The 12,067-nt window shown below is 46.5% G+C and carries 9 protein-coding genes and 1 tRNA gene; 1 reads left to right on the top strand and 9 read right to left on the bottom strand.

Annotated elements, in window-relative coordinates:
* Positions 1 to 68: 68 nt before the first annotated feature.
* The 7 genes from RH45_RS03320 to pncC form a co-directional block, all read right to left on the bottom strand.
* Positions 69 to 161, bottom strand: a tRNA-Ser gene (locus RH45_RS03320).
* Positions 162 to 346: 185 nt separating this feature from the next.
* Entirely contained in the window at positions 347 to 544 is a 198-nt protein-coding gene (gene csrA / locus RH45_RS03315; RefSeq protein WP_004415691.1) for a carbon storage regulator CsrA, read from the bottom strand.
* Between the two features lie 94 nt (positions 545 to 638).
* Positions 639 to 1,826 carry an aspartate kinase gene (locus RH45_RS03310; RefSeq protein WP_008073826.1) on the bottom strand — a complete coding sequence of 396 codons (1,188 nt, stop codon included), beginning with the start codon at positions 1,824 to 1,826 and terminating at the stop codon, positions 639 to 641.
* A 192-nt stretch (positions 1,827 to 2,018) separates the two neighbouring features.
* Entirely contained in the window at positions 2,019 to 4,601 is a 2,583-nt protein-coding gene (gene alaS / locus RH45_RS03305) for an alanine--tRNA ligase (RefSeq protein WP_008073825.1), read from the bottom strand.
* A gap of 141 nt (positions 4,602 to 4,742) precedes the next feature.
* On the bottom strand, positions 4,743 to 5,207 hold the full coding sequence (gene recX / locus RH45_RS03300) for a recombination regulator RecX (RefSeq protein WP_008073824.1): 465 nt from the start codon (positions 5,205 to 5,207) through the stop codon (positions 4,743 to 4,745).
* A 77-nt stretch (positions 5,208 to 5,284) separates the two neighbouring features.
* The gene (gene recA / locus RH45_RS03295) at positions 5,285 to 6,328 is read right to left on the bottom strand and encodes a recombinase RecA (RefSeq protein WP_004747283.1); all 1,044 of its coding nucleotides are present in this window, start codon (positions 6,326 to 6,328) and stop codon (positions 5,285 to 5,287) included.
* A 193-nt stretch (positions 6,329 to 6,521) separates the two neighbouring features.
* On the bottom strand, positions 6,522 to 7,010 hold the full coding sequence (gene pncC, locus RH45_RS03290; protein ID WP_008073816.1) for a nicotinamide-nucleotide amidase: 489 nt from the start codon (positions 7,008 to 7,010) through the stop codon (positions 6,522 to 6,524).
* Positions 7,011 to 7,093: 83 nt separating this feature from the next.
* Between pncC and mutS the strand changes: the two genes are divergently transcribed.
* Positions 7,094 to 9,658, top strand: a complete 2,565-nt coding sequence (mutS, locus tag RH45_RS03285) for a DNA mismatch repair protein MutS (RefSeq protein WP_008073814.1) — start codon at positions 7,094 to 7,096, stop codon at positions 9,656 to 9,658.
* A 59-nt stretch (positions 9,659 to 9,717) separates the two neighbouring features.
* On the opposite strand, the gene lptG is transcribed toward mutS, so the two are convergent.
* The gene (gene lptG / locus RH45_RS03280) at positions 9,718 to 10,788 is read right to left on the bottom strand and encodes an LPS export ABC transporter permease LptG (RefSeq protein WP_008073812.1); all 1,071 of its coding nucleotides are present in this window, start codon (positions 10,786 to 10,788) and stop codon (positions 9,718 to 9,720) included.
* Between the two features lie 3 nt (positions 10,789 to 10,791).
* Positions 10,792 to 11,892 carry an LPS export ABC transporter permease LptF gene (lptF, locus tag RH45_RS03275; RefSeq protein WP_008073811.1) on the bottom strand — a complete coding sequence of 367 codons (1,101 nt, stop codon included), beginning with the start codon at positions 11,890 to 11,892 and terminating at the stop codon, positions 10,792 to 10,794.
* Positions 11,893 to 12,067: the final 175 nt, after the last annotated feature.

Below are 12,067 nucleotides of genomic sequence, written 5' to 3'. Positions count from 1 at the left end.
CTAAGGACGCGCTGTACTTTCTTGCTAAAGAAAGATGTTTTAAAGCTCTTCAAAAGAAGAAGCAAGAATGGCGGTGAGGGAGGGATTCGAACCCTCGATACGGCTACAAACCGTATACTCCCTTAGCAGGGGAGCGCCTTCAGCCTCTCGGCCACCTCACCGTCTTGCGGAGGCACATATTACGATTTACCGAAAATATGTCAAACATTTTCTTGGCAAAATTAGCAAAAACTTTTCCAACCGTTGGCTATTTAATCAAAGCGGTGTTAATTCGCTCTTTTTGCTAAAAATATGCCCTTATTTACAACAAAAAAGGCTGACAATATTTGCCAGCCTTTCTGTGTAATTAGTAGTTACCAGAAGCAACGTTACCATTACCTTTTTCTGCCTGAATGCGCATGTAGATTTCTTCGCGGTGAACAGACACTTCTTTCGGAGCATTTACGCCGATACGTACTTGGTTACCTTTAACGCCTAGTACTGTTACTGTTACTTCATCACCGATCATTAGAGTTTCGCCAACGCGGCGAGTTAAAATTAGCATTCTGTGCTCCTTGAGTAATCTCTCTGATTTATCTTGCTACAAGGCTATTATCCAACAAAAGTTATATTTTCGTAAACTCTATTGTGACTCGAATCTAGCCTAAAAAGGCATGTTTTTGCAGACAATCGATCGCCTCTGCAGAAGTTATGTATGCATCATGCAGTATGTTAGCCGCTTTGTCGACACATTCTGGTAACAGGACCAACATAAGCGACTGAGGATTAACGGCATAATGCTCGACAGCAATACCTTGTTCTGTTAGCAATGCATAAGACTTTTCTACTAACCCTTCGACATGAAGACCGACAGCCGTCAATAGACTTACCGATTCACTATTACGGATTTTCTCGCTGAAAACTAGTTCAAGCTTGGCATAAGCATCATGTTTTATCACCACACCTATCCATTCTGCATGCTCGATCACATTCCAAATCGTTATGCCTAACATTTGGCACTGTTTCTTCAAACCTGACAGGGACTCTTTTTCAGCCTTGATCAAGCACATATCTCGTTGAATGGCCACGCCACACACTGGGCTTTGGCACTCTTCCCCTTTAACCAAGCTGCCTTTATTGGTATCAAAGGTAGACAGCACGCGCAAAGGTACATTGTGCCGCCAAGCATACTGCACTGAGGGTAGATGAAGCACTTTCGCGCCTTTCCGAGCCATCTCTTCCATCGAAGGAAAATCAATCACTTCCAGCTTTTGCGCCGAAGCGACAATTCGAGGATCGCAAGTGTAGATACCGTCGACATCAGTAAAGATCTGACATTCATCAGCCTTAAGTGCCCCAGCGAGTGTCACAGCACTGGTATCTGAACCGCCACGGCCTAAGGTGGTAATATCCCCATTTTCATTGATACCTTGGAATCCAGCCACTATCACTATCTGATCTTGGGCTAAGAGATCTTCAATCACTTTAGTATCAATGTGTTTAATCGTCGCGTCATTGTGTTGATTGTCTGTCACAATATTCGCTTGTGCTCCGGTAAGTGAACGTGCCGAGTACCCCAATTTCATCAGAGTCATCGCAAGCAGTGCCATCGACACTTGTTCACCAGCAGAGAGCAAAACATCAAGTTCTCGAGCAGCAGGAACGCTGTCCACCTGCGTAGCTAAGTCCATCAGCCTGTTAGTTTCACCTGACATTGCAGATACAACTACAACAACTTGATTACCATCATTTTTCGCCTTTATGATGTGTTCAGCGACCGTATGGATTCGCTCAATTGAGCCTACCGACGTTCCACCAAACTTTTGCACGATAAGGGGCTTTTTCACCAGTCTTCACCTTCCCAAGACCAAAGTCTCATTGGTACTACACGCAATAGATTGAACATTGCTTGCAGTAGTTACAACAAAAAACAAGTGGTTTACTTGACCACTTTTCGCGTGTCAATTAAACCACTTGGTTAGCATAGTTAAATTACGCTCAATCAATAAACTGATTGAGCGTTGATATTGTTTTAACCGTTATAGACGTTCTTCTAGCCACGGCTGAACAGATTGAATCGCGGCTGGAAGCGCATCAACATCACTACCACCGGCTTGCGCCATATCTGGACGACCGCCGCCTTTACCGCCGACTTGTTCAGCGACCATCTTAACTAAGTCACCCGCCTTCACTTTGCCGATAAGATCTTTAGTGACACCCGCAATCAGGCCAATCTTGCCATCATTAACGTTAGCCAGCATGACAACGCCGCTGCCCATTTGGTTCTTAATATCATCAACCATGGTACGCAGGTTTTTGCTATCAGCCCCTTCCATACCCGCAACGAGAACCTTAACGCCGTTGATTTCCTGAGCTTTACCCATGATGTTTGCGCTTTCAGCAGCAGCCATCTTGTCTTTCAGCTTCTGGATTTCTTTTTCAAGTGACTTCGCTTTCGATGCCGACTCTGCAAGCTTCTCTTCATATTTAGCTTGTTGCGCTTCAATCGCGTCAAGAGCCGCTTCTCCAGTCACGGCTTCGATACGACGAATACCAGCAGCGATACCACCTTCAGATGTGATCTTAAATAGACCAATGTCACCTGTATTAGAGGCGTGAATACCACCACACAATTCAGTAGAAAACTCACCCATAGACAGTACGCGAACTTCATCATCGTACTTCTCACCGAATAGAGCCATTGCGCCCTTCTGCTTAGCAGACTCAATGTCCATAACGTTAGTTTCTATCACATGGTTGTGACGAACTTGTGCGTTAACGAGACGCTCAACTTCTTTCAGTTCAGCTGGAGTAACGGCTTCTAGATGTGAGAAGTCAAAACGTAGGTTCTCAGGCTTAACCAAAGAGCCTTTCTGAGTAACATGCTCACCCAGTACTTTACGCAATGCGGCATGTAGCAGGTGCGTCGCCGAGTGGTTTAGAGAAATAGCAGCGCGACGCTCTGCATCAACAACGGCCTCAACATCGTCGCCTTTCGCTAGCACACCTTCCGCAAGAACACCGTGGTGTGCAATTGCGTTACCTAGTTTTTGAGTGTCTTCTACTTTAAACACTCCAGATTCGGTTTTGAGAACACCTGCGTCACCGCACTGACCGCCCGATTCAGCGTAGAATGGCGTTTCACCAAGGATGATGATCGCTTTGTCGCCAGCTGAAAGAGAGCCAGCCGCCTCGCCTTCCACGAAGATTTCAGCCACGTTGCTCTTGCCTTGCGTACCTGTGTAGCCACAAAACTCGGTTTGCTCTTCAGTTTTAATCGTCGCGTTGTAATCAGTACCAAATTGACCTGCTTCACGAGCGCGCTGACGCTGCTCTTCCATCGCTTTCTCGAAACCTTCTTCGTCGATGGTGAATTCGCGTTCACGAGCCACATCGTTAGTCAAATCAGCAGGGAATCCGTACGTATCGTAAAGTTTGAAGACGGTTTCACCATCAAGTTCTTTACCTTCAAGAGCATCCAGAGCTTCATTAAGGATAACCATGCCACGCTCGAGAGTACGACCAAAGTTTTCTTCTTCGATGCGAAGTACTTTTTCGACCACTGCTTGTTGCTTCTTAAGCTCTTCGCCCGCGCTGCCCATTACCTCAGCAAGCACACCAACAAGTTTGTGGAAGAATACGCCTTGCGCGCCTAACTTGTTACCGTGACGAACTGCACGACGAATAATACGGCGTAGTACGTAACCGCGACCTTCGTTTGAAGGCATTACGCCATCGGCGATTAAGAATGAACAAGAACGGATGTGGTCAGCAATAACGCGTAGCGATTGGTTTGAAAGGTCTTCGTGACCAACAATTTCCGCGGTCGCTTTGATAAGCTTTTGGAATACGTCTATTTCGTAGTTTGAGTGAACGCCTTGCATAATTGCAGAGATACGCTCGATGCCCATACCGGTATCAACAGCAGGCTTAGGAAGAGGTTCCATCGTGCCATCGGCATGACGGTTAAATTGCATGAATACGTTGTTCCAGATCTCGATGAAGCGGTCGCCGTCTTCTTCAGGAGTACCAGGACGTCCACCCCAAATGTGCTCACCGTGATCGTAGAAAATTTCAGTACATGGACCACATGGACCTGTATCACCCATCGTCCAGAAGTTATCTGATTCGAACTGCTTACCGCCTTCTTTATCGCCGATTCGAACGATACGATCAGCAGGAACACCTACTTTTTTGTTCCAGATATCAAAAGCTTCATCATCGGTTTCATAAACAGTAACTAATAGACGGTCTTTCGGTAGCTGCAGCGTTTCTGTTAGAAACTCCCAAGCAAAAGCAATCGCGTCTTCTTTGAAGTAATCACCAAAGCTGAAGTTGCCTAGCATTTCAAAGAAAGTATGGTGACGAGCTGTGAAGCCAACGTTCTCAAGATCGTTATGTTTACCACCCGCACGTACACAACGCTGAGCCGTAGTTGCTCGAGTGTAGGCACGCTTCTCTGCGCCTAAAAAGCAATCTTTAAATTGGTTCATACCTGCGTTAGTAAATAGCAGGGTTGGATCGTTATGTGGAACCAACGATGAACTGTCTACGATTTGGTGTCCTTTGCTTTCAAAGAACTTGAGGAACGCGTTACGAACCTCATCAGTGCTCATGTACATGCAGCTCTTCCTGAAAATAGTCGAGTTAGAATTTTGCGCTATTGTAGATCATGGTTAGCGCTACGACTAGTTTTCTCGCAGAAAAGAGCTCATTGATATGTTAAATCGAGGCAAATCCTATAATCGCGGAGTTATTTACCTCTACTCCTCGTTTTCAGAGCTTAGAGCGTAGTTGATTTGCTCAAAGCTGTAGCCTCGATATTGGAGAAAACGTACCTGTTTGGCGTACTCTTTTTGGTCTTTAGCTTCAATTCCTTTAAATTTCTTCTCCGCGGCATGTTTCGCTAACTCAAACCAGTCTTGAGGCTCTTCTTCGAACGCCTTTTCAATCACAGATTCCGTGACTCGTTTCTGCTTAAGCTCTTGGCGAATTCGCCTTTCACCATGACCTTTATACACATGCTGTCTGATTTGGCTTTTTGCAAAACGAAGGTCATCGAGGTAATGATGATCTAAGCAGAAATTAACCGCTTCTTGGATAGCGTCGTCGTCATAGCCTTTTGAACTTAATTTCTGATAAAGCTCGTACTCGCCATGGTCGCGACGACTCAGCAACTGGATGGCCGCTTCTTTACTCGACAAAGTGGGCGGTTTTCTTTGAAACATAGGCAACTAATTTTTCAAATTCTAAATACAACAAAGCCCCGCATAAGCAGGGCTTAGAGAATCAGCAGTGAGCGAGTTTATAACTCTTGTTCTGGCATTTCACCTAACTCAGCATCGTCTGGCTGAACTTCAGCGGGTGAAAGTAGCATTTCACGTAATTTCGCATCGATCGCTTGTGCCGCTTGCGGGTTCTCACGTAAGAACTTGCCAGCATTCGCTTTACCTTGACCAATTTTGTCGCCGTTGTAGCTGTACCAAGCACCGGCTTTTTCAACAAGCTTATGCTTCACGCCTAGGTCGATTAGCTCACCTTCGCGGTTAAAGCCTGCGCCGTAAAGAATCTGCGTTTCAGCTTGCTTAAATGGTGCCGCAATTTTGTTCTTGACTACTTTGATGCGAGTTTCGTTACCCACCACTTCGTCTCCTTCTTTGATAGAGCCTGTACGGCGAATATCAAGACGAACAGAAGCGTAGAACTTAAGTGCATTACCACCTGTTGTTGTTTCTGGGTTACCAAACATTACACCAATCTTCATACGGATTTGGTTGATGAAGATACACATACAGTTAGACTGCTTTAAGTTACCAGTAAGCTTACGCATAGCTTGAGAAAGCATACGAGCTTGAAGACCCATGTGGCTATCGCCCATTTCACCTTCAATTTCAGCTTTTGGCGTCAATGCAGCTACCGAGTCGACAACCATAACGTCAATGGCACCTGAACGAGCCAATGCATCACAAATCTCAAGAGCTTGCTCACCCGTATCAGGCTGAGAAACAAGTAGTGCGTCGATATCTACGCCTAGTTTCTTTGCATACACAGGATCAAGTGCGTGCTCAGCATCGATAAAGGCACAAGTTTTACCTTGCTTTTGAGCTGCTGCAATACACTCAAGAGTTAGCGTTGTTTTACCTGATGATTCTGGACCATAGATTTCTACGATACGACCCATTGGGAGGCCACCAGCACCGAGAGCGATATCAAGAGAAAGTGAGCCAGTAGAGATTGTTTCTACGTCCATTGCGCGGTTATCACCAAGGCGCATGATTGAACCTTTACCGAATTGCTTTTCAATCTGACCTAGCGCAGCGGCGAGCGCTTTCTGTTTGTTCTCGTCCATCACTTTCTCCAAATGACTCATCTTATGCCGATGAATATCAATCAAATTCTTCCATTCAGCTTGCATTGCTGAACAATCAATGAAAGCCATTATACTGTTGATTCATACAGTGTCTACACCTGTATGGATTTTTTTTAGATTTTATCGCTATCTATCTGATTTTATTTAAAACTATTTTATAACTTAACCAATACTACGAATTTGATAGCTTTTCATACAGTACCTTTTGTGCCACTTCAACAGCCTGTTGACGTACCGAGTTACGGTCGCCAGCAAAATGGTAGCTTGCGACCTTCAACCAGCCGTCACTGTCAGCCCAAGCAAAGCATACGGTGCCAACCGGTTTCTCTGCGCTGCCGCCGCCAGGACCCGCAATACCGCTAACCGAGACAGCGATGTTCGCGCGAGAGTGCCGTAAAGCCCCTTGTACCATTTCGTGAACGGTTGACTCGCTCACCGCTCCGTACTTGTCCAGAGTTTCAGCGCGAACGCCAAGCATCTCCATTTTGGCTTCATTGCTGTAGGTAATAAATGCGCGATCGAACCAAGCTGAGCTACCTGCAACATCGGTCACCGCCGCAGAAATACCGCCACCTGTGCAAGACTCTGCGGTTGTTAGCACCTTTTGTTGTTCCAACATTAAAGCCCCGAGTTGCTGAGAAAGGTTTTGGGTCGATTCCATATCTAAATACCTTTTGTGTCTTTTCGCTCAATGATGATTCACGTATCCTAAGCCGCAATAGAAATAAACAAAAGATCTTACCTGTGAAAGCTGAACAAAAACACACACCCATGATGCAGCAATATCTCAAGTTGAAAGCTGAGAACCCGGATATCTTGCTGTTCTATCGAATGGGTGATTTCTACGAGCTTTTTTATGATGATGCCAAGCGCGCATCACAGCTGTTGGATATCTCTCTGACAAAACGTGGCGCATCGGCTGGTGAACCGATTCCAATGGCTGGGGTTCCGTTTCATGCCGTAGAAGGCTATTTAGCCAAACTTGTTCAGCTTGGTGAATCGGTGGCCATTTGTGAACAAATCGGAGATCCAGCGACAAGTAAAGGCCCTGTAGAGCGTGCGGTAGTGCGTATTGTTACACCTGGGACAGTGACTGATGAAGCACTGCTCTCTGAGCGTATCGACAACTTAATTGCTGCCATCTATCACCATGACGGTAAGTTTGGTTACGCGACTTTAGATGTCACTTCAGGCCGCTTCCAACTAATGGAGCCTGAAACCGAAGAGGCAATGGCTGCAGAGCTACAACGTACTGCCCCGCGAGAGTTGTTATTCCCGGAAGATTTTGAGCCAGTACACTTGATGTCATCACGCAATGGCAATCGCCGCCGACCAGTGTGGGAATTTGAAATCGACACGGCTAAACAGCAGCTTAACCAACAGTTCGGCACGCGCGATCTGGTTGGTTTTGGGGTCGAGCATGCCAAGTTAGGCCTATGTGCTGCTGGCTGCTTAATCCAATACGTCAAAGATACCCAACGTACCGCCCTGCCTCATATTCGTTCACTCACTTACGATCGCCAAGACCATTCCGTGATTTTGGATGCAGCAACGCGCCGTAATCTAGAGATTACCCAGAACTTAGCGGGTGGTACCGACAATACCCTTGCCCAAGTGCTCGATCACAGTGCAACCGCTATGGGCAGCCGTATGCTAAAACGTTGGCTGCATCAGCCAATGCGCGATATTGACACCTTAAATCACCGTCTTGATGCGATTTCAGAACTGAAAGAAGCGGCACTGTTTGCGGATCTGCATCCAGTGTTAAAACAAATTGGTGATATCGAACGCATTTTAGCCCGCCTTGCGCTGCGCAGTGCTCGCCCACGCGACATGGCAAGACTTCGCTATGCAATGCAGCAACTCCCTGAACTCTCAGAATTAATGGGGAGCCTCAATCACTCCTACCTATCTCAGCTAGCCAAGTACGCCGCGCCAATGGACGAAGTGTGTGAACTACTTGAGCAAGCAATCAAAGAAAACCCGCCAGTGGTCATTCGAGATGGAGGTGTCATCGCCGAAGGCTATAACGCGGAGTTAGATGAATGGCGTAAGCTGGCCGATGGTGCAACAGAATATTTAGAAAAACTTGAGCAAGATGAGCGTGAACGTCACGGCATCGACAGCCTAAAAGTAGGTTATAACAATGTGCACGGCTTCTTTATTCAAGTGAGTCGCGGACAGAGCCATTTGGTTCCACCTCATTATGTTCGCCGCCAAACATTGAAAAACGCTGAGCGTTACATAATCCCTGAATTAAAAGAGCACGAAGACAAAGTGCTCAACTCAAAATCCAAAGCGCTAGCACTTGAGAAGCAGTTGTGGGAAGAACTGTTCGATTTGTTGTTGCCTCATTTAGAGCAGATGCAAAACTTAGCCTCTGCGGTATCTCAAATTGATGTACTGCAAAACTTAGCTGAGCGAGCCGATAGTCTAGATTACTGCCGACCAACGCTCACGAAAGAAGCGGGCATTCATATTCAATCGGGTCGCCACCCTGTGGTAGAGCAAGTGATGGACGAGCCTTTCATCGCCAACCCAATTGAGCTAAACCCCGCACGCAAGATGTTGATCATCACAGGTCCGAACATGGGTGGTAAATCTACCTATATGCGTCAAACCGCTCTGATTGCACTTATGGCTCATATCGGTTCATATGTACCAGCAGAAGCGGCGCAAATTGGCTCTATCGATCGAATATTTACTCGTATCGGGGCGTCTGATGACTTAGCCTCTGGTCGCTCAACGTTTATGGTAGAGATGACAGAGACAGCCAACATCCTCCACAATGCCACGTCGAACAGCTTGGTATTGATGGATGAAATCGGTCGCGGAACCAGTACTTATGATGGCCTGTCATTAGCTTGGGCAAGCGCTGAGTGGCTTGCCAAAGAGCTCGGCTCTATGACCCTATTTGCGACGCACTACTTCGAATTGACTGAGTTACCGAATCAAATTCCACATTTGGCTAACGTCCACCTCGATGCCGTTGAACATGGAGACAGCATTGCGTTCATGCACGCCGTTCAAGAAGGTGCCGCGAGCAAATCTTACGGCCTGGCCGTGGCAGGCTTAGCGGGCGTACCAAAAAGTGTGATTAAAAATGCTCGCGCTAAACTGACTCAACTTGAGTTAATCGGCCAGAATGAATCCTCTTCTGCTTCTGGCCCAGCAGTGGACATTGCCAATCAATTGAGCCTAATTCCTGAGCCAAGTGAAGTTGAAGAAGCACTGGCAAACATTGACCCTGATGATCTCACTCCGCGCCAAGCACTCGAAGAACTTTACCGTTTGAAGAAGCTACTCTAGTTGATATTGCTTACAGGTTGAGAAGTAAAAAAGGCTGCCTTCATCGGCAGCCTTTTTTATTAAAGCTTTCTTCTCAACAAGAGTATCGCAATCGTTAAGAACACGATACTTGGCATGATGGCACCAAACACTGGTGGAATACCATACACTAAGGTGAGAGGGCCAAAAAACTCACTGGAAATATAGAAAGTGAATCCCGCCACCACACCGGACAAGATTCTTGCCCCCATACTGACACTGCGTAGTGGGCCAAATACGAACGACAACGCCATCAGCATCATAACGGCAATGGAGAACGGTTGGGTAACCTTACGCCACAAGGCCAGCTCATAGCGTGACGAATCCTGCTCCGACTCTTTCAGGTAGGTGACGTAATCATAAAGGCCACTCATCGCCAGCTCTTCTGGCTCCACTTTTACCACTGCTAACTTGTCCGGTACCAAAGTGGTGTGCCAGTTATATTCTCGTACAGTCGACTTGGCTAACTCTACTCGGTCGGCCATATCAGTGATTTGAGTATCTTTGAGCAACCACTGGTTGTTGCCTTGATAATCCGCTTCAGGTGCAAAAAGGACTTGGTAAAGCTTCTTATCTTCGTCAAAGCGCCACACTTTCAGGCCATAGAGGTTGTCATCTTCCACTTTGCCTATAAAAATAAAGTCGTCAGCATCCCGAGCCCATACCCCTGCCCTGACGGACACGATCTGCCCTCCAGAGATTGAAAATGAGCGCAACTCTCGCGCCATTTTTTGTGCCTGAGGCGCGCCCCACTCACCCAGCAACATGATGATCAACATTAAAGGCACGGCCGTTTTCAACACAGAGATGCCAATATCCAGTTTCGAGTAACCAGAAGCTTGCATGACCACCAGCTCAGAGCTCGATGCCAGCATCCCTAAACCAATCAAGGCGCCAAGCAAAGCCGACATGGCAAAGAACATTTCGATATCACGCGGAACCCCTAGCACCACAAAGTAAAATGCGTGTAACAAGTCATAACTGCCTCGTCCAACACTTCGCAATTGCTCGACGAAACGAATAATACCCGACAAGCCAATCAAGGTGGCGAGTACCATGGTAGTGGTGGCGATAATGGTTCGGCCAATATAGAGATCTAGAATCTTAAACACGTGCTACGACACCTTACGTTGTCTAAATTTGTCTTTCATGCGTCGTACTGGAACGCTATCCATAAAGTTCACCGTAATAGCGGCGACCAACAAAGCGAAATTGATTGGCCACATACCAATTGCGGCAGGGATATTGCCATCTTCAATCGCTGATTTCGTGGTCGATATTGAGATAAAGTAAACAAAGTATGCAAGGATTGCTGGCCCCATTTTCGCAAAACGCCCCTGACGAGGGTTGACCGCAGAAAGTGGCACCACCAACATGGTTAGCAGTGGGATACACACAAACAAGGAAATGCGCCACTGCAGCTCAGCCTTGGCAGAAAGATCCGAACTTTCGATCAGGTCAAGCGTTGGTACCGCTCCCCAGCCTCGGCGTTTCGCTTCAACTTCACGCTGACCAATCAAACCACTGTATTGCTCAAACTCAGTCACCATATAGTCGAGTCGAGTGGGAATGCCTTCATAACGTGTCCCATCATGCATCACAATCATTTGGCGACCATCCGAGTGCTCCTTGACCTCTCCTGAGTTAGAGAACATGACACTTGGTAAGATCGCATCGCGTGGGCGCAGTTGAGCAACGAAGACGTTATTGAGCTGATTGTCCTTGATAGAGTCGATGAACACCACAGACGAACCATCTGGTGTGCGCTGAAACTGGCCCGCTTTAAGCAAGTCGACACTGCTCTCAGCTGCCACTTGTTCAATGAGTTGCGCCTCTCTCTCTTGGCTCCACGGAGCTAAATACAAAGTGTTGAAAGCCGCTAACGCTGTTGTAATAAATGCCAGGGACATCGCAGCGCGAATCAGGAACTTACTGCCCATTCCCGTCGCATTCATTACTGTGATTTCACTTTCGCTGTACAAACGGCCAAAAGTGAGCAAGATACCGAGATAAAGACTCATCGGCAGCATCAGTAATCCCATCTGTGGGATGTTCAAACCTACGATAGCCAATATCAGCCGAGCGGGAATATCACCGTCAGTCGCATCTCCTAACACTTTAATAAAAGTCTGACTGATAAAGACGAGCAAAAGCACAAAAAATATCGCTAATTGGCTTTTGAGTGTCTCGCGGATCAAATATCTAACAATAATCACGCTGAAATTACCTATACAAAACTTGTTTTTTTAATTGAATCACTATAATTTCCCGTTGAACCTTTTATTTTTAAATTTTTTGGCTAACTGTTAGCGCACTTATTTAAGAGTAGTTCCGAGTAAGGAATCAACAAGTAAGACGGCATTATCTAACATTTAGTTCTATTTGTCTTCA

Source organism: Vibrio sinaloensis DSM 21326 (genome assembly GCF_000189275.1).
GTDB classification, from domain to species: Bacteria; Pseudomonadota; Gammaproteobacteria; order Enterobacterales; family Vibrionaceae; genus Vibrio; species Vibrio sinaloensis.
Note: the sequence above shows the minus strand (reverse complement) of the source record. Positions and strands in the feature narration are given on the sequence as shown.

Coding starts and splice junctions, on each gene's coding strand:
- csrA (WP_004415691.1), bottom strand. CDS start 544: ATGCTAATTTTAACTCGCCGCGTTGGCGAAACTCTAATGATCGGTGAT.
- alaS (WP_008073825.1), bottom strand. CDS start 4,601: ATGTACATGAGCACTGATGAGGTTCGTAACGCGTTCCTCAAGTTCTTT.
- recX (WP_008073824.1), bottom strand. CDS start 5,207: ATGTTTCAAAGAAAACCGCCCACTTTGTCGAGTAAAGAAGCGGCCATC.
- recA (WP_004747283.1), bottom strand. CDS start 6,328: ATGGACGAGAACAAACAGAAAGCGCTCGCCGCTGCGCTAGGTCAGATT.
- pncC (WP_008073816.1), bottom strand. CDS start 7,010: ATGGAATCGACCCAAAACCTTTCTCAGCAACTCGGGGCTTTAATGTTG.